The sequence below is a fragment of the Baekduia sp. genome, assembly GCF_035318805.1.
Classification (GTDB): domain Bacteria; phylum Actinomycetota; class Thermoleophilia; order Solirubrobacterales; family Solirubrobacteraceae; genus Baekduia.
Genome location: NZ_DATHDY010000053.1, coordinates 14,720 through 40,043, shown reverse-complemented (window position 1 = coordinate 40,043; position 25,324 = coordinate 14,720). Strand labels below are relative to the sequence as shown.

Here is a 25,324-nt window from a genome sequence, read left to right as displayed (position 1 = left end):
CCCCCCGTCTGCGGGTGGGCAACCGCCCTGGCATCCGACGCGCCACGGGGTTAGGGTTCGTCTCGTGACCGATCAGCCGACCTTCGAAGCGCAGTACGTCGAGAAGCGCAGCCGCCTCACGACGTTCTTCCGCTACATCCTCGCCATCCCCCACTTCATCGTCCTGTACGTCTGGGGCATCGCGGTGGGCATCGCGGTGATCGTCGCCTGGTTCGCGCTGCTGTTCACCGGGCGCTACCCGCAGGCGCTCTACGACTTCGCCGCAGGATTCCTCCGCTACAGCACCGCCGTGTACGCCTACATCACGTTCCTCACCGACCGGTACCCGCCGTTCAGCGGCGACACGGACAACTACCCCGTCCAGATCCGGGTCCCGCCGCCCAAGGCGGAGTACAACCGCGTCAAGGTGCTGTTCCGGATCATCCTGGCGATCCCCGTGCTGATCATCGTCTACGCGATGCAGGTCGTGTACTCGGTCGGCTTGTTCATCGCCTGGTTCGCGATCGTCATCCTCGGCAAGCAGCCGAAGGGGCTGCAGGACATGATCGTCCTGGGCGTCTCCTACCAGCAGCGCGCGTACGCCTACCTGATGCTCCTGACCGAGGACTGGCCGCCGTTCCTGGATCAGCAGGGCGCCGCGCTCGGCGGTGGCGACGGCGGCACCGGGCTGCCACCCGCGCCGACCACCCAGGCCCCGCCCGCGGCGCCGGAAGCGCCCGGCCAGCGCGGGAGCCTCTCGGGCGGCGATCCGCTGAACGGCTGAGAACCGCGCGGTCGGCGGCAGCTTTCGCGCCGCGAACCTCCATATGGCGGGCCGGTCGACGGGTGTTCGAGTGCCCCCGCCGACCACCCGGCCCATGTTCCACCTGGGTCCCCGCCACGCGGCGCTGGTCACCGCCTTCGCGCTCCTGCCGTGCGTCGCGCCGCCGGCCGCGCGCGCCGACCTGCTGCTGACCAAGGTCGGCACGGGCACCGCCGGCGCCGTCGGCGACGGCGCCATGGCCGCCGCCGCACAACTCAACGGCCCGCGCGGCATCGCGCGCCTGGCCGACGGGTCGATCCTCGTGGCCGACACGGTCGGCAACCGCGTGCGCCGCATCGCGCCCGATGGGATCATCACGACCGCCGCGGGCACCGGCGTGGCCGGCAGCGTCGGCGACGGCGCCGGCGCGCCGCTCGCCCAGGTCAACGCGCCCCGCGACGTGGCCGTGGCTCCGGACGGGGTCACCTGGTACATCGCGGAGACCGCGGGCAACCGCATTCGCCGCGTCGACCCCGCCGGCATCATCCAGACCGTCGCGGGCACCGGCGTGGCCGGCTTCTCGGGCGACTCCGGCTCGGCCACGCTGGCGGGCCTCAGCGGCCCCAGCGGCGTCGGCGTCACCACGGCCGGCAACCTGCTCGTCGCCGACACCACCAACAACCGGATCCGGCTGGTGAGCGGCGGCATCATCAGCACGATCGCGGGCAACGGGGCGGCATCGTCGACCGGCGACAACGCCAACGCGCTGCTCGGCAGCATCAACGGCCCGCAGGACGTCGCCGCGCTCGCCGACGGCAGCTACCTGATCGCCGACACCGGCGGCAACCGGATCCGCAAGGTCGACGTGGCGGGCACCATCACGACCATCGCCGGGACCGGCGCGGCCTGCGCCACCGCGCTCTCGCTCTGCGGCGACTACGGGCCGGCGCCCCTGGCGCTGTTCAACGGCCCCGCCGCGATCACCGCCGACGCGACCGGCACCGGCTACCTCGTGTCCGACACGGTGGACAACCGCGTGCGCCGCGTCACCTCGGCCGGCGTGATCACGACGATCGCCGGCTCCGGCGCGCTGTGCGCCACGGCGACGACGCTCTGCGGCGACGCCGGCCCGGCCGGGCTCGCCTCGCTCAGCACGCCGCGCGGCGCGATCGACCTGCCCGACGGCACCACGCTCATCTCCGACTCCGGCACCAACCGCCTGCGCCTGCGGATCCCCGACCTCCCAGGCCCGGCGGGTCCGGCGGGCGCGACGGGCGCGACCGGCCCCGACGGCGTTTCCGGCCCGGCGTCTGCCGGTGCCACCGGCGCCACGGGTGCGCCCGGGGCCGCGGGAGCCGCCGGCGCCGCGGGGACCGTGGGGACCGCGGGCGTCGCGGGGACCGCGGGCCGCGACGGCGCCTCGGGCAACGACGGCGCGCCCGGGCTCGACGGCCGGGCGGCGGCGCCGACGCTCACCGCCGCGTTCGCGTCCAGCAAGCTCACCGGCCGCGCCGGACGCGCCACGACGCTGCGGATCGTCCTCACCGGCCCCGCCGTCGTGCAGCTGCGCCTGACGCGCGGCAATCGCACCATCCTGAGCCGTCGCACGACCTTTCGCACCGCCGGCCGCAAGCAGCTGCCCCTCGGCCGCCTCGCTGCCGCCAGCTACGCGGTGACGCTCACCGCGACCGACGGCGCGGCGCAGTCGGTCGACCGGGCCACACTCCGCGTGCTCCCCAGCCGCTGACCCACGCACGGGGCCACACGGGGCCAGGCCCCGTTGCGAAACGGCTCCGTCTCAGCCCTTCCGCCACCAACCCGACACGGGGCCTGACCCCCGTTGCGACCGTTGCGAAACGGCGTCGGTTCAGCGCAGCGGCAGCGGCGGCGGCTCGGGCGCATCGACGTCGGGCGCCGGCGGCGCGGGCGTCGTCGGTCGGAGGCCGATGGCCAGCAGCGCGGCGGACGCGACGGCCAGCGCGACCGGCCAGCCCAGCAGCGTCGCGCCCTGCCGGGTCACGCCGACGGCGGTGATCACCGCGAACGCGACGAGGTTGCCCACGCCGAGGTAGGCCGGGCCCGGCTGGCGATCGACCGAGCTGTAGGCGATCAGGCCGAAGCCGGCGGCGAGGATCAGCAGCTCCCAGCCCCACGCGACGCCGGTGATGGCCTGCTCCGTGCCGTCGTCGGCGAAGAAGAACTCGTTCGCGGCGAAGCTCCAGCCGATGACCAGCGCGGCCAGCCCCGCGGCGTCGATCAGCGCGACCCCGTGCCGCAGCCGGCGATCGCGTTGGCCGATGGCGGCCAGGCCGTAGACCACCATGAGCCCGACCAGCACCCAGCGGTCGGTCGCGAAGTGCGGGGCATCGCCGATCCAGCTCACCGCGGCGAGCACGGCCGCGCCGCCCGACAGCGCCCCGAGCAGCGTGCAGACCGCGCTGTTGCGGCGCACCGCGAACGCCAGCGCGTACGCGGCCAGCGCGGCGAAGAACCACGTGCCGTTGCCGGCCGACGACAGGGCGCCGTCGGCGCCGAGCACGCGGCCCAGCTCGGCGAGCACGACCATCAGCAGGGCGAAGCTCGAGACGTACAGCACCGACTGGTAGGCGCGCGGCTCGTCGCGCTCCATCGGCGCCAGCACCGCCATGGCGGTCACGAACGCCCAGGCCACCGCTGCGTAGGCGAGATGCGCGCCGGCTCCCCACGCGTCGTCGAACCGCACCGCGACGACGTAGACGAGCGTCGCGAGCACCACCACGCCGGCCGCGACGACGTCTCCGCGAAACGGCTTCGGGCGCAGCAGGTCCGCGGCGGAGGGCGCCATGCCGCGCACTTCGGTGCGCGGCACGGCACTCCTCTGCGCAGGGCTAGTCCGCCGCGGGTTTCGCCCCCTGGGCGAACACCCGCAAGGGAACCTGGCCCCCTGGGCCAGCGTTCCCCTAGGAGACTGTGTCGCTATCGCGACTGGGGACCCACCTCCGGCGGCGACGGCTGGCCATCGTGGGCCTCGGCCTCGCAGGCCGCCTACGGCACCCCTAAGGCCGAACGAACGTGTCGGGGTCCGGGCCGATGCGGCCGCCGCCGTCCAGCGCGTCGATCGCCGCCATCTCGTCGGCGCTCAGATGGAAGTCGAAGACGTCGAAGTTCTGCTCGATGCGCTCCTGCGTCACCGACTTCGGGAACACGACGTTGCCGAGCTGCAGGTGCCAGCGGATCACGACCTGCCCGGCGCTCTTGCCGTGCGCCTCGGCGATGGCCGTGATCGCGGGCTCGTCGAGCACCCTGCCCTGGGCGAGCGGGCTCCACGCCTCGGTCACGATGCCGAGGTCGGCGTGGTCGCGGCGCAGTCCGGCCTGCTGGAAGTAGGGGTGCAGCTCGATCTGGTTGACCGCGGGCGTGACGCCGGTCTCGGCGATGATCCGGTCCAGGTGCGCGGGCTGGAAGTTCGACACGCCGATCGAGCGCGTGAGGCCCTCCTGCTGGAGCTCGACGAACGCCTTCCACGTGTCCACGTACTTGTCGGTGCTCGGCACCGGCCAGTGGATCAGGTAGAGGTCGACGTGGTCGGTCTCGAGGCGGTCGAGGCTCGCGCGCAGCGCGCGCTTGGCCTGGTCGAAGCCATGGTCGTCGTTGAAGCACTTGGTCGTGATGTACACGTCGTCGCGCTGCAGCCCGGCGGCGTGCACCGCCTGGCCGACCCCGGCCTCGTTGCGGTAGGCCGAGGCGGTGTCGATGTGCCGGTAGCCGGCCAGCAGGGCGCGCGTCGTGACGTCGGCGGTGTCCCGGGGCGGAACCTGGAAGACGCCGAAGCCGAGCTGGGGGATCTGCTCGCCGTCGCTGAGCGTGACGGTGGGAACGGTGGTGGGCGGCGGGGTCATCCCCCTTCCGTGCCCGACCGCGCGCTGGCCAAACGCGGGCCGGGCAGCCGCCGGTGCCCCGGGGGGCGCTACCGCGCCAGGCCCGGGTTCTCGACCGGCTCGTCGCCCGAGTAGTCGTAGAACCCGATGCCGGCCTTGCGGCCGTACCAGCCGGCCGACAGCATCTTGCGCAGGATCGGCGGCTGGGCGAAGCGGCGCTCGCGGAACTCGTCGAAGAGCACGTCGCAGATCGCGCCGGTGGTGTCGTTGCCGACGAGGTCGGCGAGCGTCAGCGGGCCCATCGGGTGGCCCGCGCCGGCCTTCATCGCCGTGTCGATCTCCGAGATCGAGCCGACGCCCTCCTCGTAGGCGCGCATCGCGTCCAGCATGTATGGGACGAGCAGGCGGTTGACGATGAACCCGGCCTTGTCCTTGGTCGGGATCGCGATCTTGCCCTGCAGCGACTCGGCGAACCCGAGCACCGCGGCGAACGTCTCGTCCGTCGTCGTGACCCCGCGGACGACCTCGACGAGCTTCATCACCTGCGCCGGGTTGAAGAAGTGCAGGCCGGCGAAGCGCGTCGGGCGGGTGGTCGAGGCGGCCTGGTCGATGACGGCCAGCGACGACGTGTTGGTCGCGAAGATCGCCTCGTCCTTGACGATGCCGTCGAGCTCCTTCCACATCTCGAGCTTGAGGCCGAGGTTCTCGGTGATCGCCTCGATGACGAGGTCGGCGCCGGCGAGGTCCGCGTAGTCGGTGGTGCCGTGCAGGCGCCCGCGGATCGCGTCGGCGTCCTCCTGCGTGCTCTTGCCCTTCTCGACGGCGCGGGCCAGCTGCTTGTCGATCTTGCCCAGGCCCTTCTGCAGGGTCGCGTCGTCGACTTCGCGCACCACGACGTCGTAGCCGGCGGTCGCGACGACCTGCGCGATCCCGTGACCCATGAGCCCGCACCCGACGATTCCAACCTTCTTGATCTCGGCCATGGCGGGGGACCCTAACCGGCCGGGCGCCCGGATGAACCGCCGCGTACAGTGCCGTCATGTCCATCGTGCTCACCGAGGACCGCGGCGCGGTGCGCCACGTCGTCCTCAATCGCCCCGAGAAGCGCAACGCCTTCAACGACGAGCTGGTGGTCGGCCTGCGGACCGTGCTGGAGGCCGCCGCCGACGACGACGCGATCCACTGCGTCGTGCTCCGCGGCGCGGGGCCGATGTTCTCATCGGGCATGGACGTCAACTTCCTCGGCGCGCTCGCCCTCGACCCCGGCCGGCTGCGCACGTCGCGCCGCCCGATCATCGACACGTGGAACCTCCTGGAGGAGATGCCCAAGCCGACGATCGCCCAGATCCACGGCGGGTGCATCGGCGGGGCGATGGAGCTCGCGCTCGCCTGCGACCTGCGCGTGATGGCCGCCGACGCGGTCATCGGCCTGGTCGAGACGCGCGTCGGCCTGGTGCCCGACGTCGGCGGGTCGTCGCGGCTGCCGTCGGTCGTCGGCCTCGGCCGGGCCAAGGAGATGATCCTCGCCTCCAAGATCGTCGACGGCATCGAGGCGGAGCGCATCGGCCTGGTCAACCGAGTCGCCCCGGCCGACGAGCTGGACGACACGACCACGCAGCTCGTCAGCGAGCTGCTGGCCTGCGCGCCGCGCGCGGTCGCCCTCGCCAAGCGCCTGCTCGACACGGTGGCCAAGCCGACGCTGTCGGCGTCGCTGGAGCTCGAGGTCCAGGCGCAGGAGCTCTGCGCCCGCTCCGACGACTTCGCCGAAGGCACCCGCGCCTTCGCCGAGAAGCGCCAGCCGGAGTTCACGGGGAAGTAGGAGGGCGGGCCGCGTCCGTACGGCGCGCTCGCCGTCGAGCACCGCGACGTCCGTGGATCTCGGTCGCGACCGGCCGCACGTTATCGTCCGCGCCGCATGGACTCCGACTCCCGTTCCCCGGTGGTCGTCCTGGCCGGCGGCACCGGTGGCGCGAAGCTCGCGCGCGGGATGCTCGACGTGGCCGGCGACGATCTCGTCGTCATCGCCAACACCGGCGACGACGTCGAGCTCTACGGCGCCTACGTGGCGCCCGATCCCGACCTCGTCACGTTCTGGCTGGCCGATCGCATCGACGAGCGCGGCTGGGGCCTGCGCGACGACACGTTCCACGTCATGGACGGCCTGCGCGAGCTGGGCGTCGAGGTGTGGTTCAACCTCGGCGACCGCGACCTGGCCTACGGCGTGCGCCGGGCTGAGCTGCTGGCCGGCGGCGCGCGGCTGACCGAGGCGATCGCCGAGCTCACGCGGGCCCTCGGCGTCACCGCCCGCGTCGTCCCGATGGCCGACGCGCGGGTCCGCACGAGCGTCCGCAGCGGCGACCGCTGGGTGCCGTTCCAGGAGTTCATGGTGCGCGAGCGCGCCGCCATCCCGATCGACGGCGTGCGCTTCGACGGCGCCGACACGGCCGGCCCGCCACCCGAGGCGCTCGAGGCCCTGGCCGCGGCGCGGGTCATCGTCGTGGGACCCTCCAACCCGGTGATCTCGATCCGCCCGATCCTGTCGGTCCGCGGCATGGCCGACGCCCTGCGCGCCGCGGCCGCGCCCGTCGTCGCGATCTCGCCCGTCGTCGGCGGCCAGGTCGTCAAGGGCCCGACCAAGCCGTTCCTGGACTGGGCGGGCGTCGAGGCCAGCGCCGCGGGGGTCGCCGGGTACTACGGCGACGTGCTCGACGGCTTCGTCGCCGACGAGCCGATCGACGGCGTCGACCTCCCGCTGCTGCAGACCGACACGCTGATGGCCGACACCGCCGGGCGCGCCCGCGTCGCCGGCGAGGTCCTGCGCTTCGCCGAGGGCCTGCGCTGATGCGCGCACCTCGCGAGCGCACCGCGGCGGTCCTCCCCGTCAAGCGCTTCTCCGCCGCCAAGAAGCGGCTCGACGGCGACATCTCCGACGGCACGCGCCGCGCGCTCGCCGAGGCGATGGTCACCGACGTGCTGATCGCGCTGCGCCGCTCCAAGCTCGTCGACGAGGTGCTCGTCGTCTCCGGGGAGCACACCGCCGTTGCGCTGGCCGCGGGCTACGACGCGGCCGCGGTCGTCGACGACCCCGACGACGCCGGCCACAGCTCGGCCGCCGTGCGGGGCGTGCAGGCGGCGCTGGAGCGCGGCGCGACCCGCGTCCTGCTCGTCCCCGGCGACTGTCCGGCGCTCGATCCGGTCGAGGTCGACGCGCTGCTCGAGCGCGCCGAGAGCGGGCCCGACGTCCTGGTCGTCCCCGACCGCCATGGCAGCGGCACCAACGCGCTCGTGCTGACGCCGCCGGACGTCATCCGCCCGGCCTTCGGGCCCGGCAGCCGCGAGCGCCACCAGCAGCTGGCCGCCGAGGCGGGCGCGGCGTGCGACGTCGTCGAGGTCCACACGCTCGGCCTGGACGTCGACACGCTCGACGACCTCGAGGCGCTGCGCGGCGCCCTGGACGACTTCCGCGGCGGCGCGTCGCACACCCGTGGCCTGCTGGCGCGGGTCGGGCGCGTGGGCGGGCGATGATCGCGGCCCGGGCGTTGCCCGGGATCGGCGAGGTGCGGCGCGGCGACGACCTCGCGGCACTGCTGGCGGCCACCCGCGGAGACGGCGGGTTCGCCCCCGGCGACGTGCTGGTGATCGCCCACAAGATCGTGTCCAAGGCCGAGGGGCGCGTGGTGGCGCTGGCCGACGTGCAGCCGTCGGCCCGCGCCGTCGAGCTGGCCGCCGCGCTGGGCAAGGACGACCCCCGGCCCGTCGAGGTCGTGCTCCGCGAGACCGCCGAGGTCGTTCGCGCCGCGCACGGCGTGATGATCTGCCGTACCCACCACGGGTTCGTGTGCGCCAACGCCGGCGTCGACGCGTCCAACGCCGCGGCTCGCGACGAGCTGATCCTGCTGCCCGTCGACCCCGACGCGTCGGCCCGCGCGCTGCGCGCCGCGCTGGGTCGGGCAGGGGCCGGGTCACCGGCGATCGTGATCGCCGACTCGTTCGGCCGCGCCTGGCGCCACGGCCAGTGCGACGTCGCCGTCGGGATCGCCGGCCTGGCGCCGCTGGAGGACTGGCGCGGGCGCACCGACGCGCACGGCCGTGAGCTCAGGGCGACCTGGATCGCGGTCGCCGACCAGGCCGCCGCGGCCGCCGACCTCGCCCGCGGCGGCAAGGACGCCGGCGAGCCCGCGGTGCTCGTGACGGGCCTGGACCGCCACGTGCTGCCCGCCGGCGACGACGGACCCGGTGCGGCGGCGCTCGTGCGCAGCCGCGAAGAAGACCTCTTCGCTTAACGGACGTTGCGCATAGCCCGCCGGGCTGCAAGGCTCCCCGGCGTGCTGCGCCTGATCGCCGCCGAGCTGGCCCACCGCCGCGGGCGCGCACTGGCGCTGTTGGCGGGGATCGCGGTGGCGACCGCCTCGTTCACCGTCCTGACCGGCGCGTCGGAGAGCTCGCGCCTGGAGGTCCGCGGCAACGTCGCCCAGCACTTCCGCACGGCCTACGACGTGCTGGTGCGGCCGCAGGGGTCGATGTCGGCGCTGGAGCGCAAGGAGGGCCTGGTCCAGCAGAACTTCCTCGCCGGCTCGTTCGGCGGGATCACCATGGACCAGCTGAAGGTCGTGCGGCACGCGCCCGGCGTCGAGGTCGCGGCGCCTCTGGCCGTCTACGGCTGGATGCTGCCGACGGCCGAGATCCCGATCCGCCTCGGCGACCGGCTCGGCCCCGGCAAGCGCACGCTGTTCCGGGTCCGCACGCGGTGGACGGCCGACGGCGGCGCGATCCGGCTGCGCGACGCCGACTCGTTCGTCTACGTCACGCGCAACCCGATCCAGGCGGCGCCGCCCCACACCGTCGGCACGCCGACGCGTACGCGCGCGATGGAGCAGTTCACGGCGTCCGCCCTCGGGCCGATCTGCCCGACGCGCAGCCACGCGGCGTCCGCCTTCTCCCCCGCGGCGCGGCGCTGGATGTGGTGCTGGTCGACGAACGGCGACCTCGGGAACGGCGAGTTCCCGCCGGAGCGCCGTCGGACCGATGACATCGGCGCCCTGATCCAGTACCCGTTCCCGCTGCTCGTCGCCGGGATCGACCCCAAGGCCGAGGCGGCGCTGTCGGGCGCGGACCGCGCGGTCGTGTCCGGCCGCTACTTCCGCGGCGACGAGGACGCGCGGCGGCTGGGTCGCGGGTCGACCAAGACGTTCGTCGCGCCGCTGCTCGCGGCGTCGAGCACGCCGACCAGCCTGCGCGCCGACTACACGGTGGAGCAACTGCCGCGCGCGGCGGCCGACGCGCTGGCCCGCGCCAAGGGCGACCGGCCGCGCGCGGACCGTGTGCTGGCCCAGGCCGGTGGCACGCCCGTCGTCCGCCGGACGCTCACCGCGGCCGACGCCTACTCCACCCTGCTGCGCCAGATGCGCGAGAACACGTTCGTCAACGCGCTCTGGACCACCGGCCCGCCCCGCTACGCCACGGTGGGGCCCGGGCACGTCCGGGCCCTGCCGGTCAAGACCGACCGCTTCGCGTGGGGCGCCGCCTACAGCGCCATCGGCACGGGCACGGGCTTCATCCAGGCGCCGATCCTCGGCCGCGACACCGGCTTCCGCGCGTTCACCGAGCACATCCAGAGCCCCGCGACCCCGCCGCCGTTCATCACCTCCACCAAGGTGATCGGGACGTTCGACCCCAACAAGCTCGTGGGAGCGCTGAACCCGGACGTCGCACCGCTCAACCCGTTCCACCCGCCCGCGGCCAAGGCCGCCGACTCCGCCGCTGCGCCGTGGCTCGGCTCGGCCGCCCGGCGGTGACGCTCCGCGAGGGCTGGATCAAGAAGGGCGTCGCCACCGCGATCCTGACCGCGGTCGACCGCAAGTCCTTCGTCCTGTTCCTGTTGGTGTTGCTGGTGTGCGCGCTGTTCTGCGTCAACGCGACGTCCGCCGCGGTGCGCACGCGGTGCAGCGAGCTCGGCGTCCTGGCCTGCGTCGGCTGGCCGCGGCGCACCCTGTTCACCTACCTGTTGATCGAGGTCGGGACGGTCGGCGCGCTCGCCGGCCTGGCCGGCACGGCGGTCGCGGTGCCCGCCGGCGCGCTGCTGGACCTCCCGGTCTCCGGCGCCCGGGCCGCGCTCGCGGTGCCGGCGGCGACGCTCCTCGCGCTGGTCGCGGGCGCTGTCCCCGCGGCCCGTGCCGCGCGCAGCGACCCGCTGGAGGCGGTCCGGCCGGCGGTGCGCTCGAGCCGCTCGGCGCATGCGGTGCGCTCGATCCGCGGGCTCGCGGCGATCAACCTCCTGCGCGTGCCGGGCCGCACGGCGCTGGGGATCCTCAGCCTCGGCGTCGGCGTGTTCGCCCTGACGCTGCTGCTCGCGGTCGCCATCGCCTTCCGCGGCGCGGTCGTCGGCACGGTGCTCGGCGACGCCGTCGCCGTCCAGGTGCGCACCGCCGACTACGTCGCCGTCGGGGCCACCCTGGTGCTCGGCTGCCTCGCCGTCGCCGACGTGCTGTACCTGAACCTCCGCGACCGCTCCGCCGAGATCGCGACGCTGCGCGCCACCGGATGGCCGGAGCGCCACCTGACGCGCCTGATCGCGCTGGAGGGCGCCGGGCTGGGCCTCGCCGGCGGCGTCGGCGGGGCGGCGCTCGGCCTCGGCGCCGGCGTGTGGTTCATCGGCGAGCTCACGACCGCCATGCCGCTGATCGCCGTCGGCGCCGCCGCGCTCGGCGTCCTGATCGCCACGCTCGCCTCGATCGCGCCGGCCGCCGGCCTGCGCCGCCTGCCCACCGCCACCCTGCTCGCCGAGGAATGACCTCCACACCCGACCTCACCACCACCGGATCCACCGTGCTGCTCGACGGCGTGGTCAAGCGATACGTCCTCGACGAGGGGACCGAGCTGGTCGCCGCCGACGGCGTCTCGCTCGCCGTCGAGGCCGGCGGACTCGTGGCCCTCACCGGCCCCTCAGGCTCGGGCAAGTCCACGCTGCTGCACCTCGTCGGCGGCGTGGACGGCGCCGATGCGGGCACGATCACCGTCGACGACCGCAAGGTGACCGCGCTGCGCGGCGACGCGCTGGCCGCCCACCGCCGCCACGTCGGGTTCGTGTTCCAGCGCTTCAACCTCCTCGGCGCGCTGACCGCGCGCGACAACGTGCTCGCGCCGGTGGTGCCGTTCAAGGTCCCGTTCGACAAGGCCGCGCGCGCCGGCGAGCTGCTGGCGGCCGTCGGCCTCGCCGGCCGCGAAGGCTCGCTGCCGTCGCGCATGTCGGGCGGCCAGCAGCAGCGCGTCGCGATCGCCCGCGCGCTGATCTGGAGCCCCGGGCTGCTGCTCGCCGACGAGCCGACGGGCAACCTCGACAGTCGCACCGGCGCCGACATCCTCGACCTGCTCCTCGCCCTGCGGTCCGAGCGCGGGACGACGATCCTGCTCGCCACCCACGACCCCGTCGTCGCGGCCCGCTGCGACCGCCTCGTGCGCCTCCAGGACGGGCGCATCACCGACGACGTCGACCTCCGGCCCGGCGACGTGGACGTCGCCGCCCTGCTGGCCGGCGGCGGGTCCTAGCCCAGGAGCGTGGGTCCCTGACCCGCCGCGGGTTTCGCCCCCTGGGCGAACACCCGCAAGGGAACCTGGCCCTCTGGGCCAGTGTTCCCCTACTAGCCGAGCGACTCGACCTTGAACTCCCGCGTCCCGCGCGGCGTCGAGACCGCGACGGTGTCGCCCGGCGCGGTGCCGATCAGCGCCTTGGCGACCGGCGACTCCGCCGAGAGGCGGCCCTTCTTGAGATCGGCCTCGGTGGCGCCCACGATCGTGTAGGTCGTGGTCTGGCCGGACGAGACGTCGGTCACGTTGACCGTCGCGCCGAACGTCACGACCGTCGCGTCGGCGTCGGACTCGACGACCGTCGCGTTGCGCAGGCGCTCGGTGAGGCGGGCGATCTTGGTCTCCAGGTGCGCCTGGTCCTCCTTGGCGGCGTGGTACTCCGCGTTCTCGGAGAGGTCGCCCAGCTCACGGGCGACCAGGATCCGCTGCGCGATCTGGCGCCGGCCTTCTCCTTCGAGCGCTTCGAGCTCGCTCTTGAGCTGTGCCAATCCTTCGCGGGTGATCGCTTCGGCCATTCCTCAAACCTAGCGGGCCGTGCCTCAGCGAAGGGCTGCGACCCGCACGTCCGCCGCCAGGGCCTCGAGCTCGGCGAGCGCCCGGTCGGTCGTGGACTCGGCGGCGATCGCCCTCGCCACCCGGCGCGCGCCCTCCGCGTAGCCGGGCGTGCCGAGCACGTCGGCGACCGCGGCCCGGATCGCGGCGACCTTCGCCGCGGGCTTCAGCGCCACCCCGGCGCCCGCAGCCACGGCCCGCGCCGCGTTGTCGGGCTGGTCGCGACCCATCGGAAGGGCCACGATCGGCACGCCGGCCGCCAGCGCCTTGATGATCGTGCCGTGCCCGGCGTGGGTGACGACGGCCGACGCATGCCGCAGCACCTCGGCGTGCGGGGCCGCCGCGACCACGGTCACGTTGTCCGGGACCGTGCCGAGCGCGTCGGGCTCCAGCGCCGGACCGAGCGTCACCAGCGCCCGCACGGGCAGCTCGCCGAGCGCGGCGGCGGTGCGGCGCAGGACGTCGCGCTGCTCCATGTAGGTCGAGCTCATCCCGACGAGCACGAGCGGCTTGTCGCCGGGCGGCGGCGTCCAGCGGCCCGCCCACGCCGGATCGTCCAGGCGCGGGCCGACGTAGCGGACGTTGGCCGGCAGGCGTGGCACGGGGAAGTCGAACGTCTCGCTGGTCAGCACGAGGAAGCGCTCGGCGGCATGGAGCTGGTCGAGCGGATGCGCGACCGGCGCGAGGCCGAGCTCGCTGCGTGCGGCGTTGAGCGGCGGACCGCCACTGCCCCAGAGGCGCAGCGCCAGCTTGTCCATGGCCTTCAGGCGCACCCGCTCCAAGAGGTTGCGCGGAGGCGCCCAGCCCGAGCCGTAGGGCGCGGCGCCGGTGCCGGGGACGACGTAGCTGCAGGTCAACAGCAGCGCCTGTGGGACGGCGGCCGCCTCGGCCGCCGCCTGCGCGCCGAACATGAGCGTGGGGTTGACCACCACGTCGGGACGGTCGCGACGGATCTGCGCCAGCGTGTCGCGGGCGTAGCGCGCCGACGGCCCGAAGGCGATCCCGTCGCGGAAGCGCTGGAACGCGCCGAGGGGCGTCTTGGCCTCCCAGTCGCGCGCCAGGTCCTGGTCGGGCGAGTAGGAGGACTTGTTGGGCGCGGTCTCCCACGGGACCCATATGGCGCCCGCCGCCTCGACGTCGGGACCCAGCACGTCGTCGGCGAGGACCGTGACCGCGTGGCCCGCCTCGGCGACGGCACGGACGACGGAGAGGATCGGCGGCGTCTCGCCGCCGCCCTCCCAGAGCGTGAACAGGAACTTGGCCATGGTGGTGGTCCTCGGCTTCTCGGGGTCGGCGGGCATGGACTAGGCCTCGTGAGCCAGCGCGGCGACCATCGCCCGCATGGCGTCGATCGTCTTGGCGCGCGACAGGCCCATGTCGCGGCGCAGCAGCTTCCAGGTGTAGATGTCGGTGGCGACGACGTGGGTGGCGATCGCCTGCTCGCGTGCGGGCCCGTGGGCGGCCGGCAACTGGTCGGCGAAGGCCTCCTGCACCCACGCGCGGTGCCCGGCGCGGCCGCGGGCGAGGAAGGGCGCCAGCGCCGGCACCCGCTCCTCCAGGGCGATCAGGCGGATCGTCGCGTCGCCGCCGGCCTCGTAGTCGCCGACGACGCCGCCGACCGGATCGCCGGCGAGCTCGCGCCGGAACCGCTCGGGGCCCAGCCGGTCGGCGGCGGCCTCCAGCAGGCCCTCCTTCGAGCCGAAGCGGTTGATCACCGTCTGCTGCGAGACGCCCGCCTCCTTGGCCACGCCGGCGAGCGTGACCTCGTCGTAGAAGCGCTGCAGGAACTGCTCGGTGGCGACGTCCAGGATGCGCTCACCCGTCGCCGCGACGGCCTGCGCACGGGCGGTCTGGCGGTAGGGCCGGCGCTCCGTTTTCATTTGAGCCATGCTAAAGCGAATATGTCAGCGCGGTCAAGTACGGCCAGCACTACCTTTGAGCGCCATGGGTCGTTCCCGCCGCCGTACGCGCATCGCCGCCGCCTCCACCCCGACGTCGCCCGCCGCCAAGGCGCAGCGCGCCGCCGCCCTGGCCCGCATCCAGAGCACGCCGCCGCCGGCGCCGCCGACGCCCGCCGAGCTGCGCAAGACGCTCGGCGCGTACCTCGCCGGGGCGATCCTGCTGGCCGTGCTCGTGCTCGTCGGCACGCTGACGCTGGCGGGCACGCTCGCGCCGTTCCTCGTCCTGGCCGTCGACGCGGTCGGGGCCTACGCGCTGCACCACTGGGCGCAGAGCCGGCTGGCCGGGATGGCGCTGACCGACGAGGACCGTCTGCTGCAGACACTGGCCGGCGGCCTTCTGGTCCTCGTGCTCGCGTTCGCGGCGATCGCCGCCGCGGTCCTGACGGTCGCCTAACTTTCGGAAGCGGTTCTACGCCGCCGCGGTGCGCTGCCGGCCCACCGGGTACTCGCGCAGCCGCGCGTAGAGCGTCGAGCGCTCCGCGGCGGGGCGGCCCGCGGCGTGGGCGGCGGCGATGAGCTCCGGCGGGTCGAGCTTGACGCCGTGGTAGGAGCCGGCGAGGCGGCTGATCGATTCCTCCATCAGCGTGCCGCCGAGGTCGTTGACGCCCCAGCGCAGGGCCTCGGTCGCCGCGTCGAGGCCCATCTTGACCCACGAGGCCTGGACGTTGGGGATCGTGCGCCCGAGCGCGAGGCGGAAGACCGCGGTGTGCTTGAGGTTCTCCTCGCGAGTGATCTCCTCGACGCCGTGCGTGCGCCCGAGCAGCGTCATGAACGGGATGAAGCTCAGCGGCACGAACTCGGTGATCCCGCCGGTGCGCTCCTGCAGCTCGCGCACGACCGTCATGTGCTGCGCGAGCTCCCACGGCTCCTCGATGTGGCCGAACATGACCGTGCTCGTGGAGCGCAGGCCGGCGCGGTGGCTGGCCTCGATGATCTCCACCCAGCGCGCGACCGGCAGCTTGTTGGGGCTGATGCGCTCGCGCACCCCGTCGTGCAGCACCTCGGCGGCGGTGCCCGGCGTCGAGCCCAGCCCCGCGTCGCGCAGCCGCGCGAAGACCTCGGACGGCGCCAGGCCCGAGATGTCGCACATGTGCGCGATCTCCATCGGCGAGTAGGCATGCAGGTGCAGATCGGTCCCGACCCGCGCGCCCTCGTCCTTGGCCACGCGCAGCCAGTGCAGGTAGTCGTCGAGCTTCCAGTCGGGGTGGATCCCCGACTGCATGCACAACTCGGTCGCGCCGTAGTCGACGGCCTCGCGGACGCGGGCGCGGAACTCGTCCTCGGGGTGCTCGTAGGCGTCGGGCGAGCGCTTGCCCTGCCCGAAGCCGCAGAACGCGCAGCCCACGATGCAGACGTTCGAGACGTTGATGTTGCGGTTGACCACGAACGTCACCGTGTCGCCCGCCAGCTCGGCGCGCAGCTCGTCGGCCGCGGCGCGCATGCCCTCGATCGCCCCCGTGTCGGTGGACGCGAACATCGCCGTCAGCTCCTCGATCGACAGCGGGTGGCCGTCGCGCGCCTTCTCGGTCGCCGGGCCCACGAGCCCGGACTGGATGGCGAACGGCGCGTCCTGGCGCCCCGAGCCGCCGCGCGGGATGAACGACCAGTACTTGACCTTGACCACGTCGAGGACGTGCTGCTCGACCCACTCCGGGTCGAGGTACTGGCCGTAGACGCACAAGCGCTCGGTCAGCGCCACGCCGTCCTCGGCCAGGCGCTTGCGCACCTGATGCGGCGACGGGAACGGGTGCTCGGGCGAGATGTGATCCCCGTTGGCGCTCAGCCCCCCGAGATCGGTCGCGCCCGCGGCGACGAGCTCGGGCCAGTGCTCGCTGAGGTTCGGCGGCACCTGGATCCCGACGCCCGGCAGCAGCTCGCGCGCCACGCCGATCAGCTCGATCAGATCCTCCAGCGAGACGGGCGACGCCCAGTCCGGCAGGGGTGGGTGGGCCGGATTCATCACGTCGCGCAGCCCCGTGCGCCAGAACCGCTCGGCCGCATCGGTCGCGATGTCAGCCGGCTCTTCGCCGTAGTACTTCCGGTGCGGAACGAAGTTCTGCAGGATCACCTCCTGCAGATGCCCGTGCTCGGCGTGAACCGCGGCCAGCGCCTTCAGCGCCGCGACCCGGTCCTCCTTGGACTCGCCGATCCCGACCAGAATCCCCGACGTGAACGGGATCCTCAGCTCCCCCGCCCAACGGATCGTCTGCAACCGCAGCTCCGGATCCTTGGTCGGCGACCCCTGATGCGCGACGAGGTCGTCGCGCATCGACTCGAGCATCAACCCCTGCGACGCCGTCACCTCCCGCAGCCGCCCCAGCTCCTCCCGCGTCACCGCACCGAGGTTGGTGTGCGGCAGCAGCCCACGCTCCAGCGCACGCTCGCAACACCACACGACGTAGGCGACGAAGTCCTCGAAGCCCAGCTCGGCCAGGCGGGCCTTGACGCCCGGGTGGTGGGCCGGGTCGTCCCCCGTGAGGACCAGCAGCTCCTTGACGGAGCGCTTGGCGGCGCGATCGAGCAGCTCCAGGACCTCGTCCGGCGTATGCAGGTGAGGCTGGTGCGTCTGGAAGGCGCAGTACTTGCAATGCGAGACGCAGGTCCGCGAGAGCGAAAGCGTCAGGTTGCGCGAGAAGGTCACACGGCGGCGCACCTCCCTGATCCTACGCGTCGGCCATCCGTATCCTCCCGCGCCGATGTCGCGCCGTCTTCTCACCGCCCTGTTCCTCGTGCTGTCCGTCGCCCTCGCGGCGGGCTGCGCCGGCGCCTCCGGAGGCAGCGAGAGCCGCCCCGAGCAGGACGCCCGCCTGCTGCTGGACTTCGCGCCCAACGCCGTCCATGCGGGCATCTACCTCGCCAAGCAGCGCGGCTACGACGACTCCGAGGGCGTCCACCTGCAGATCGACACGCCGGGATCGTCGACCGACGGGATCAAGGCGCTGCTGAGCGGGCAGGTCGACGTCGCGATCGTCGACATCCACGACCTGGCCATCGCCCGCGCCAAGGGGCGCGACGTGGTCGGCGTGATGGCGCTGGTGCAGACGCCGCTGGCCGCGGTGCTCGCCCAGCCCGGCGTCAAGCGCCCGCGCGACCTGGAGGGCAAGAAGGCCGGCGTCACCGGCCTGCCGAGCGACGACGCCGTCCTGGACTCCGTCGTCGCCGGCGACGGCGGCGATCCCTCCAAGGTCCGCAAGGTCACGATCGGGTTCAACGCCGTGCAGTCGCTGCTGGCCGGCAAGGTGGACGGCGCGACGGCGTTCTGGAACGCCGAGGGCGTGGCGCTGCAGGCGAAGCGCCCCGGCATGCACGAGTTCCGCGTCGACCAGTTCGGCGCGCCGTCCTACCCGGAGCTGGTCCTGGCGACCTCCCGCGAGACGCTGGACACCAACGGCCCCGTCGTCCGCGCGACCGTCCGCGCGCTGCGCCGCGGCTACGAGGCGACGATCAACGACCCGGAGTCCGCCGTCTCCGCGCTCACCGACGCCGAGCCGTCCCTCAAGCGCGCCCTCACCGCCTCCGAGCTCGACGCGGTCTCGCCCTCCTTCACCGCCGGCGCCGCCTACTTCGGCGAGCTGAACCCCAAGCGCCTCGCCGCCTGGGCCACGTGGGAGCAGCGCTTCGGGATCGTCGCCCAGAAGCCCGACGTCTCCGCGGCCTTCAGCCCCGAGACGGCCAGCACCGAGCGCGACTCGGACCCGAACGCGTAGGCGTCAGAGACCGAGGACGATCTCGAGCGCTTCGTCGATGGCGCGCAGCTCGGACGCGTCGAGCCGGCCGACACGGTCGGCGAGGCGCTCGAGGTCGACCGTGCGCAGTTGCTCGACCAGGACGCGCGTGCGGCCGCCCGCCACGTCGACCTCCGGCCGGAAGGTCGCGGGCGCCGCGCTCCGCGACGTGGGGGCGACGATCACCGTGGAGAGCCCGATCAGCTCGTCAGCCTGCACGATCACGGCGTAGCGGGGACCCCGCTGCTCGTGACCGCGGCCAACGGGGAGCCGGACGCGGAACACCTCGCCGCGGGTCACTCGGGCCAGTCGGCTTCGGCGGCGTCCATGTCCTCCATGACGGCGCGCCGCTGCGCCACGTCGGCCGGATCCGCCGCCAGCCGGCGGACCTCGTCCGCGAGGGCCGAGCGCCTCAGGCGGCGATCACCGGCCTCGACGAGCGCGATGCGCACCGCCTCGGACTCGTTGCGCCCCTCGCGCATCAGCGTCGCGAGGGCCTGCTCGGAAGGATCATCGAGACGCGCACGAACCGTACGAGAAGCCATGCCGTCTACCGTAGCACAGTTTGTGCTACGTCACTCGGACGCCAGCTTCGTCACCAGCTCGCCGCCCTCCCGCATGAAGCGCGAGCGTGGGACGACGAGGTCGAAGCCCGCCTCGAGGGCGCGCTCGCGCACCGCGGGCTCGACGTGGGCGAACACGCCCAGCGTCTTCACACCCAGGCCGGTGACCCCGGCCGGGATGGTGCCGGTCGTGAGGTCGACGAGCACGACGTCGGTGGTCGTCGCGAGGTCGTCGGGAGCCGACGGCGCGAGGCGCACGTCGTGCCCGGCGGCGGACAGCAGCTCGACGGCCTTGGACCCGAACAGCAGGTCGCCGATGAGCGCCGTCACGCGCGCCACTACTGCGAGCGGATCTTCTTGAACTCCTGGCGGACCGACTCGGGCCGGCCCCACATCTGGACGACCTCGACGCGGCCGCTACGGACCTCGCGGATCTGCAGCTCGCCCTCCATGCCGGCGTCGTCGAGCAGCTTCAGCGCGCCGTGGACGGCGGGGGCGGCTGCGGCGTGCCCGAAGCGATGGGCGACGAGGATGTTCCAGTGCCAGTCGTGCTTGGAGTACGGCTGGGCGTTGACCGTGGAGAGGTAGACGCACGCGTTGACGTAGCGCGTCTCGTCGTGGATGCGCACATCCAGCTCGAGATCGGTCCAGTCGTCGGGCAGCGAGTCGAGGACTTCCTGGAAGGTTTCGGCGAGGGCCATCACCCCCAAATATACGGCCCGATCGCCGATGCCAACTTAGCTGGAAGGTCTTTCACAATGACTTGAGGCGGCGCCGGCAGAGAATTGAACGGGCGAGCCTCAGGAACGCCATGTCGATCTCGGCGCTCGACACCAGCGGCGTGACGCATGCTCATATGGGTATATTATTCGCCCGTGTCACGAGCAGCGACGACAACAGATGCGTTCAACGCGGTGGCCGAGCCCCGGCGGCGACAGATCCTGGACGTCCTCGCCGGCGGCGAGCGCCCCGTGAACGACCTGGTGCGTGTGCTCGGGCTGGCGCAACCACAGGTGTCCAAGCACCTGCGCGTGCTCAGAGAAGTCGGAGTCGTGAACGTGCGGGAGGAAGGACGGCAGCGGATGTACCGGCTCAACGGCCACGCGCTCAAGCCCATCCACGACTGGGTGAGCAACTACGAGCGCACATGGTCGGAGCGGTTCGACGGGATGGACGACGTCTTGGAAGACCTCAAGCAGAAGGAGGAAGGACATGGCAGCGACGAGTAGCGGCACGGCGAAGGTGACGCTCCCCACCGATGAGCAGATCCTCATCACGCGGGAGTTCGACGCACCCAAGCACCTGGTGTACAAGGCGTACACCACGCCCGAGCTGGTCAAGCGCTGGTGGAGCGGCCACCGCGGGGAGACGACGATCACCGAGATCGACCTGCGGGTCGGCGGCACGTGGCGATACGCGATGGTGGCGGAAGACGGATCCGAGGTCGCCTTCCACGGCGAGTACCGCGAGCTCGTCCCAAACGAGCGGATCGTCATGACCGAGGTCTTCGAGGGCGCGCCCGAAACGCCGGACGCGGAAGCCCCACTGAACATCGTGACGTTCACCGAGGTGGACGGGCGCACGACCCTCACGCTCCTCGTGCAGTGCGCGAGCAAGGAGGTCCGCGACATGATCATCAACTCCGGCATGGAGGCCGGCATGCAGGAGGGGATGGACCTCCTGGAGCAGATCGCGATCTCGCTTCGCTGAGCACGCCGCGCATCACGGACCACCGGCATCGCTCCCGGTGGTCCGGCGTTGCGGCTCACGCCGAATCCTTTCGCGCTCGCAACGACCCTGCCTCACCTGGCCACCGGTGCAGCGCGTCCCAGACCTTCTTAGACCAGGCCGAGGGTGTCGATCACGAGGAAGACGTTCAGCGCGCTGATGATCGCGGCGACGAACGCCGCCACCACCGTCGTGATCCGCCGGTTGACGAGCGCGCCCATGATGTCGCGGCGGCGGGTGAGCAGCACGAGCGGCACGAGCGCGAACGGGATGCCGAACGACAGCACCACCTGGCTGATGACCAGCGAGTTGGTCGGGTCGAGCCCGAGGGCGAGGACGATCAACGCCGGGGTCATCGTCACCGCACGGCGCACCAGCAGCGGCACGCCCCGGTTGATGAAGCCCTGCATCACGACCTGGCCGGCGTAGGTGCCCACGCTGGACGACGCGAACCCCGACGCCATCAGCGCCAGCCCGAACGCGAGCGCGGCCTCCGGGCCGACCATCGACTTGAAGCCGTCGTAGGCGCCTTCGATCGTGTCGATCTCGCCGACACCACCGTGGAACAGCGACGCCGCGATGATCAACATGGACATGTTGATGACGCCGGCCACACCCATGGCGATGCTCACGTCGATGCGGTTGAAGCGCAGCAGCGTGCGCCGCTCGGCGTCGTCGGCCGCCGGGGTGCGCCCCTGCGTCAGCGCCGAGTGCAGGTAGATGACGTGCGGCATGACCGTCGCGCCCAGGATGCCGGTGGCCAGGAGGATCGAGTCGCTGCCGTCGAAGTGCGGGACGAACCCCTTGGCCGCCTCGCCGGCGTCGAACCCGATCTTCAGCGTGTCGTACAGGAACCCCAGCAGGATCACGGCCAGGAAGCCCATGATCGCGACCTCGAAGCGCCGGTAGCCGCGGCTCTGCAGGCCCAGCAGCGCGAACGCGACGACGGCGGTGATCAGGCCGCTGGGCAGCAGCGGGATGCCGAAGAGGATGTTCAACGCGATCGCCGCGCCGACGAACTCCGCGAGGTCGGTCGCCATCGCGATCAGCTCGGCCTGGACCCACAGCCCCCAGGTGACCGGGCGCGGGAAGTGCTCCCGGCAGAGCTCGGCGAGGTTCTTGCCGGTCGCGATGCCGATCTTCGCCGAGAGGTTCTGGATCAGCATGGCCATCATGTTGGCCCCGAGCAGGACCCACAGGAGCAGGTACCCGTACTTGGAGCCGCCGGCGATGTTGGTGGCGAAGTTGCCGGGATCGACGTAGGCGATGCACGCGACGAACGCGGGGCCCAGGAGGGCGAGGCGCGTGCGCATCGTGCGGCCGTGTCCATGACGGCGCAGGAGGGTGGGCGACGGGAGCGTGGCGGCATCGGCGCCGCCGGATCCGTTCGGCGGGGCGGTCACGCTCCCACCTCGACGCGCATCGCCGCGGCGAGCCGGCCGCCCAGCGGGTGCACGGCGGTCGCGTCGCCGAAGCGGGCGAAGATCGGCCCCCCGAAGGGCTGCTTGTCGACGATCTCGAACGTCGCGCCGGGCGCGATGCCCCGCGCACCGAGGTAGCGCAGCATCTCGGGGTCGCTGTCGGACACGCGGACGAACAGCCCGTGGTCGCCGACGTCCAGGCCGTCCATGCCGACCGTGATCGGCTCGACGATCTCGAGCTCCGCGGTGGGGATCGGATCGCCGTGCGGGTCGATCGTCGGATGGCCGAGCTTGGCGGCGATGAGCTCCTCGAGCTCCTCGGACAGCACGTGCTCGAGCACCTCGGCCTCGTCGTGGACGCGATCCCACGGCACGCCCAGCTCCTCGGCGAGGAAGCGCTCCAGCAGCCGGTGGTGTCGCAGGACCTCGAGCGCGACCTTCACCCCGCGCTGGGTCAGCGCGACGCCCTTGTACGGCACGTGCTCGACGAGGCCGAGGCCGTCGAGGCGCTTGACCATCGAGGACGCCGACGCGGCGGAGACGCCGAGCCGCTCGGCGAGCGCGTTCGTGCTGACGGCGCCGCCGTCGCGGCGCTGCTCGAGCGAGTAGATGGCCTTCGCGTAGTCCTGAACGGCGGACGAGACTTCGAGCGTCATGCACTTCCAATTTAGCCGTGACGAAATTTCGATTCAAGAACATAGCGGATCGTCCGTCGTATGCTCGGACACATGGCCACCGTCGATGCGCTCTCCCCCGCCTACGAGGCCTGCACGCGCGGTGCCGGCCTCATCGACCGCTCCGCCATGGGCAAGCTCCTGCTCGTCGGCGACGAGGCGGCGAAGTTCCTCGACGGACAGGTCAGCAACGACATCGCGACGCTCGAGGCCGGCCACGGCCGCTACGCGACGCTGCTGACCAACAAGGGCCGGATGCTCGGCGACCTGCGCATCCTCGCCATGAGCTCGGCCCCGCCCGCCCTCCTCTTGATCACCGAGCGCGTCGCGCTCCAGGCGCTGTTCGACCAGGTCCGGCGCGGGCTGATCGGCTGGCAGGCCGAGCTGCACAAGCGCACGCTGGAGCTCGCGCTCTTCTCGCTCGTCGGCGCGCGCGCCGAGGAGGTCGCCGCCGCGGCCGGCCTGCCGATCCCCGGCCCGGACGAGCACGACGTCGCGGGCGAGGTCGTGCGCACCGCCGCGGGGCTGGACGTGCTGCCGGACGCCGAGCGCGCCGCGTCGGTCCGGGACGCGCTGCTGGCGGCGGGCGCAGTGGAGGCGCCGGAGGCGGTCGCCGAGATCGTGCGCGTCGAGGCCGGCCGCCCGCGCTACGGGGTCGAGCTCGACGAGACCGTGATGCCGGAGGAGGCCGGGATCGTCGACCGCGCAGTGAGCTTCACCAAGGGCTGCTACGTCGGCCAGGAGACCGTCGCGCGCCTGCACTGGAAGGGCAAGCCGAACCGCCACCTGCGCGGGCTGACGCTCGCCGCGCCGGTGGACGCGGGCGCCACGGTCCGCACCACCGGCGAGGACGGGCGCGAGGTCGGCACGGTCGGCAGCGTGGTCGTGTCGCCGCGCGCGGGCGTCATCGCGCTGGCGATCCTGCGCCGCGAGGTCGCCCCGGGCGACCGCGTGACGGTCGGCCCCGACGGGGTCGCGGCCGACGTCGTCGCGCCGCCGTTTGCCTGAGCCGGCCGTCGACGCCGACGCCGACCCGGCCGCGGTGCGCCGCCGGCGCGCGGCTGCGCAGCGGCTGACCGCGACACCCGCGCCCGGTGCCGATCCGGTCGCCGTCGTGCGACACCTGCTCGCCGTGCAGGCCCAGGACCTGCGCGCCGCGCGGCTGGCGCTCCGGGCCCGGACGAGCGGGCTGACCGCGGCGGACGTCGACGGCGCCCTCGCCGATCGCTCCCTCGTCGCCGGCTGGCTGCTGCGCGGCACCCTGCACCTGGTCGCCGCCGAGGACTTCGGCTGGCTGCTCGGCCTGCTTGCGCCGACGCGCGCGGCCACGAGCGCACGCCGGCTGTCGCAGGAACGGGTCACGCCCGACGCGGCCGACCGCGCCGTGGCGCTGATCGAGCGCGCCGTGGCCGACGAGGGCCCGCTGACCCGTACCGAGCTGGCGCAGCGCCTCGGCGCCGCGGGCCTGCGCACCGAAGGTCAGGCCATGCCGCACCTGCTGATGCTCGCCGTCCTGCGCGGGATCGCCGTGCTGGGGCCGGTCCGCGCCGACGGCTCGGCCGCGTTCGCGCTGGCGCACGACTGGCTCGGCGCCGCGCCCCCGACGGCGCTGGAGGGCGACGAGCGCGCCCGCGCCCTCGCGACGCTGGCCCGCCGCTACCTGACCGCCCACGGGCCGGCGACGGCCGCCGACCTCGCGGCCTGGTCGGGCCTGCCGCGGCGCGACGCCCGCGCCGGCCTGGACGCCATCGCGGCCGAGCTGACCCTCGAGGGCGAGTTGGTGTCCTTGACCGCCGCGGCCGCCGCGCCGGACGGCTCGGCCGCCGACGGCGCGCGCGTGCCGCCGCGCCTCCTGGGCGCCTTCGACCCCTACCTGCTGGGGTGGCGCAGCCGCGCCTTCGCCGTCGCGCCCGAGCATGCCGACCGCGTCCACCCCGGCGGCGGCATGGTGCGCGCCGTCGCCACCGTCGACGGCGCCGCCGTCGGCACCTGGACCCGCAAGCGCCGCACCGGCGAGCCGCTGGTCGAGCTCTTCGCCGCCGTCACCGCGGGCGACATGGATGCCCTGCGCGCCGACGCCGAGGACGTCCTGCGCTTCGAGCGATGAGTTCCCGCGGCGGCCGCGGTCCTAGGACCATGGCGACGGCGACGACGGCCCGTGGGGCGACGACTGGGCCGCGGCACCCGCCTCTTCGAGAACCTCGGCGACCCCGCGCCACGGCTGGAGCCGACCCGCGTGGTCGAGTCCGAGCGCGTCACGCACATCCGCTACCGCGCCGTGCGGGAGGGCTAGTCCTCACGCCGCCGGGCGAGGCACCCGACCCCTCAGCCCATGCCGGGTGCCCGCCCTTCGGCGTGACGGTTCCCGCCTCGAGGGCACGAACGCGCCCTTGCGGCGGGAGTCCTCCTTGTCCATCTGGCGGCGATCCGTGCCACGCCACCGGCCCGTGGGGCCGGACTTCCGGCTCCACGTCCGGTCGCAGACTCCTCCAGCGATCTTGCACAACTTCGGGCCGG

Annotated in this window: 29 protein-coding genes; 16 read left to right on the top strand and 13 right to left on the bottom strand. The window is 73.4% G+C overall.

Translation table 11 applies throughout. The features are described 5' to 3' along the window. The first annotated feature begins 64 nt into the window (after positions 1-64). Positions 65-763, top strand: coding sequence for a DUF4389 domain-containing protein (locus VK501_RS12640; RefSeq protein ID WP_324337811.1), 699 nt, complete (start codon positions 65-67; stop codon positions 761-763). A gap of 94 nt (positions 764-857) precedes the next feature. Continuing rightward, entirely contained in the window at positions 858-2,489 is a 1,632-nt protein-coding gene (locus VK501_RS12635; protein WP_324337809.1) for a hypothetical protein, read from the top strand. Between the two features lie 120 nt (positions 2,490-2,609). On the opposite strand, the gene VK501_RS12630 is transcribed toward VK501_RS12635, so the two are convergent. The 3 genes from VK501_RS12630 to VK501_RS12620 form a co-directional block, all read right to left on the bottom strand. Beyond that, positions 2,610-3,590 carry a hypothetical protein gene (locus VK501_RS12630; protein WP_324337808.1) on the bottom strand — a complete coding sequence of 327 codons (981 nt, stop codon included), beginning with the start codon at positions 3,588-3,590 and terminating at the stop codon, positions 2,610-2,612. Between the two features lie 187 nt (positions 3,591-3,777). Then, positions 3,778-4,620 (bottom strand): aldo/keto reductase, encoded by an 843-nt coding sequence (locus tag VK501_RS12625; protein WP_324337807.1) that lies wholly within the window; start codon positions 4,618-4,620, stop codon positions 3,778-3,780. 68 nt (positions 4,621-4,688) lie between these two features. Next, positions 4,689-5,582, bottom strand: coding sequence for a 3-hydroxybutyryl-CoA dehydrogenase (locus tag VK501_RS12620; protein WP_324337806.1), 894 nt, complete (start codon positions 5,580-5,582; stop codon positions 4,689-4,691). Between the two features lie 56 nt (positions 5,583-5,638). Between VK501_RS12620 and VK501_RS12615 the strand changes: the two genes are divergently transcribed. The 7 genes from VK501_RS12615 to VK501_RS12585 all read left to right on the top strand — a co-directional run bounded on the left by VK501_RS12615 (position 5,639) and on the right by VK501_RS12585 (position 12,144). Beyond that, positions 5,639-6,418: an enoyl-CoA hydratase/isomerase family protein gene (locus VK501_RS12615; RefSeq protein ID WP_324337805.1), complete on the top strand. Its 780-nt coding sequence runs from the start codon at positions 5,639-5,641 to the stop codon at positions 6,416-6,418. A 96-nt stretch (positions 6,419-6,514) separates the two neighbouring features. Beyond that, positions 6,515-7,441 carry a 2-phospho-L-lactate transferase gene (gene cofD, locus VK501_RS12610; RefSeq protein ID WP_324337804.1) on the top strand — a complete coding sequence of 309 codons (927 nt, stop codon included), beginning with the start codon at positions 6,515-6,517 and terminating at the stop codon, positions 7,439-7,441. Next, positions 7,441-8,124, top strand: coding sequence for a 2-phospho-L-lactate guanylyltransferase (gene cofC, locus VK501_RS12605; RefSeq protein WP_324337801.1), 684 nt, complete (start codon positions 7,441-7,443; stop codon positions 8,122-8,124). The genes cofD and cofC overlap by 1 nt, the downstream gene beginning before the upstream one ends. Beyond that, complete coding sequence (cofE, locus tag VK501_RS12600; protein WP_324337799.1) at positions 8,121-8,882, top strand: coenzyme F420-0:L-glutamate ligase; 762 nt, start codon at positions 8,121-8,123, stop codon at positions 8,880-8,882. The genes cofC and cofE overlap by 4 nt, the downstream gene beginning before the upstream one ends. A 42-nt stretch (positions 8,883-8,924) precedes the next feature. Then, complete coding sequence (locus VK501_RS12595; protein ID WP_324337797.1) at positions 8,925-10,394, top strand: hypothetical protein; 1,470 nt, start codon at positions 8,925-8,927, stop codon at positions 10,392-10,394. After that, the gene (locus VK501_RS12590; RefSeq protein WP_324337795.1) at positions 10,391-11,389 is read left to right on the top strand and encodes an FtsX-like permease family protein; all 999 of its coding nucleotides are present in this window, start codon (positions 10,391-10,393) and stop codon (positions 11,387-11,389) included. Before VK501_RS12595 ends, VK501_RS12590 begins: the two co-directional genes overlap by 4 nt. Continuing rightward, positions 11,386-12,144, top strand: a complete 759-nt coding sequence (locus VK501_RS12585) for an ABC transporter ATP-binding protein (protein WP_324337793.1) — start codon at positions 11,386-11,388, stop codon at positions 12,142-12,144. The genes VK501_RS12590 and VK501_RS12585 overlap by 4 nt, the downstream gene beginning before the upstream one ends. A gap of 92 nt (positions 12,145-12,236) precedes the next feature. On the opposite strand, the gene greA is transcribed toward VK501_RS12585, so the two are convergent. From greA to VK501_RS12570, 3 genes are read right to left on the bottom strand one after another with little or no spacing between them, the layout of a single operon-like run. After that, entirely contained in the window at positions 12,237-12,698 is a 462-nt protein-coding gene (greA, locus tag VK501_RS12580) for a transcription elongation factor GreA (RefSeq protein WP_324337791.1), read from the bottom strand. Positions 12,699-12,722: 24 nt separating this feature from the next. After that, positions 12,723-14,036 carry a nucleotide disphospho-sugar-binding domain-containing protein gene (locus VK501_RS12575; protein WP_324337789.1) on the bottom strand — a complete coding sequence of 438 codons (1,314 nt, stop codon included), beginning with the start codon at positions 14,034-14,036 and terminating at the stop codon, positions 12,723-12,725. A gap of 3 nt (positions 14,037-14,039) precedes the next feature. Continuing rightward, a complete protein-coding gene (locus VK501_RS12570; RefSeq protein ID WP_324337788.1) occupies positions 14,040-14,615 on the bottom strand; it encodes a helix-turn-helix domain-containing protein in 576 nt (191 codons plus the stop codon). A gap of 64 nt (positions 14,616-14,679) precedes the next feature. On the opposite strand from VK501_RS12570, the gene VK501_RS12565 reads away from it, so the two are divergent. Then, entirely contained in the window at positions 14,680-15,090 is a 411-nt protein-coding gene (locus tag VK501_RS12565; protein WP_324337786.1) for a hypothetical protein, read from the top strand. 15 nt (positions 15,091-15,105) lie between these two features. Here VK501_RS12565 and cofH read toward each other — a convergent pair whose 3' ends face one another. Continuing rightward, on the bottom strand, positions 15,106-17,349 hold the full coding sequence (gene cofH, locus VK501_RS12560) for a 5-amino-6-(D-ribitylamino)uracil--L-tyrosine 4-hydroxyphenyl transferase CofH (RefSeq protein ID WP_324337784.1): 2,244 nt from the start codon (positions 17,347-17,349) through the stop codon (positions 15,106-15,108). A gap of 43 nt (positions 17,350-17,392) precedes the next feature. Between cofH and VK501_RS12555 the strand changes: the two genes are divergently transcribed. Next, positions 17,393-18,403 (top strand): ABC transporter substrate-binding protein, encoded by a 1,011-nt coding sequence (locus VK501_RS12555; protein ID WP_324337782.1) that lies wholly within the window; start codon positions 17,393-17,395, stop codon positions 18,401-18,403. A 3-nt stretch (positions 18,404-18,406) separates the two neighbouring features. On the opposite strand, the gene VK501_RS12550 is transcribed toward VK501_RS12555, so the two are convergent. From VK501_RS12550 to VK501_RS12535, 4 genes are read right to left on the bottom strand one after another with little or no spacing between them, the layout of a single operon-like run. Next, positions 18,407-18,706, bottom strand: a complete 300-nt coding sequence (locus VK501_RS12550) for a type II toxin-antitoxin system PemK/MazF family toxin (RefSeq protein WP_324337863.1) — start codon at positions 18,704-18,706, stop codon at positions 18,407-18,409. A gap of 11 nt (positions 18,707-18,717) precedes the next feature. Continuing rightward, positions 18,718-18,966 (bottom strand): hypothetical protein, encoded by a 249-nt coding sequence (locus VK501_RS12545; protein WP_324337780.1) that lies wholly within the window; start codon positions 18,964-18,966, stop codon positions 18,718-18,720. Positions 18,967-18,996: 30 nt separating this feature from the next. Beyond that, positions 18,997-19,323 (bottom strand): hypothetical protein, encoded by a 327-nt coding sequence (locus VK501_RS12540; RefSeq protein WP_324337778.1) that lies wholly within the window; start codon positions 19,321-19,323, stop codon positions 18,997-18,999. Then, positions 19,323-19,685 (bottom strand): hypothetical protein, encoded by a 363-nt coding sequence (locus VK501_RS12535; protein WP_324337776.1) that lies wholly within the window; start codon positions 19,683-19,685, stop codon positions 19,323-19,325. The genes VK501_RS12540 and VK501_RS12535 overlap by 1 nt, the downstream gene beginning before the upstream one ends. Positions 19,686-19,859: 174 nt before the next feature. Between VK501_RS12535 and VK501_RS12530 the strand changes: the two genes are divergently transcribed. Next, complete coding sequence (locus VK501_RS12530) at positions 19,860-20,213, top strand: metalloregulator ArsR/SmtB family transcription factor (protein WP_324337774.1); 354 nt, start codon at positions 19,860-19,862, stop codon at positions 20,211-20,213. Next, on the top strand, positions 20,197-20,694 hold the full coding sequence (locus VK501_RS12525) for an SRPBCC family protein (RefSeq protein ID WP_324337773.1): 498 nt from the start codon (positions 20,197-20,199) through the stop codon (positions 20,692-20,694). The genes VK501_RS12530 and VK501_RS12525 overlap by 17 nt, the downstream gene beginning before the upstream one ends. A gap of 128 nt (positions 20,695-20,822) precedes the next feature. On the opposite strand, the gene VK501_RS12520 is transcribed toward VK501_RS12525, so the two are convergent. Both VK501_RS12520 and VK501_RS12515 read right to left on the bottom strand, forming a co-directional pair. Continuing rightward, positions 20,823-22,025 (bottom strand): Nramp family divalent metal transporter, encoded by a 1,203-nt coding sequence (locus VK501_RS12520; protein ID WP_349261008.1) that lies wholly within the window; start codon positions 22,023-22,025, stop codon positions 20,823-20,825. Positions 22,026-22,111: 86 nt separating this feature from the next. After that, positions 22,112-22,789, bottom strand: coding sequence for a metal-dependent transcriptional regulator (locus tag VK501_RS12515; protein WP_324337770.1), 678 nt, complete (start codon positions 22,787-22,789; stop codon positions 22,112-22,114). A gap of 72 nt (positions 22,790-22,861) precedes the next feature. Here VK501_RS12515 and VK501_RS12510 point away from each other — a divergent pair, with 72 nt between their 5' ends. Genes VK501_RS12510 through VK501_RS12500 form a run of 3 tightly spaced genes read left to right on the top strand, consistent with a single transcriptional unit; the run spans position 22,862 to position 25,100 of the window. Beyond that, positions 22,862-23,815, top strand: coding sequence for a YgfZ/GcvT domain-containing protein (locus tag VK501_RS12510; protein WP_324337769.1), 954 nt, complete (start codon positions 22,862-22,864; stop codon positions 23,813-23,815). Next, positions 23,808-24,914 carry a winged helix DNA-binding domain-containing protein gene (locus tag VK501_RS12505; protein WP_324337768.1) on the top strand — a complete coding sequence of 369 codons (1,107 nt, stop codon included), beginning with the start codon at positions 23,808-23,810 and terminating at the stop codon, positions 24,912-24,914. The genes VK501_RS12510 and VK501_RS12505 overlap by 8 nt, the downstream gene beginning before the upstream one ends. Positions 24,915-24,965: 51 nt before the next feature. Then, positions 24,966-25,100 (top strand): hypothetical protein, encoded by a 135-nt coding sequence (locus VK501_RS12500; RefSeq protein ID WP_324337767.1) that lies wholly within the window; start codon positions 24,966-24,968, stop codon positions 25,098-25,100. Positions 25,101-25,324 lie beyond the last annotated feature (224 nt).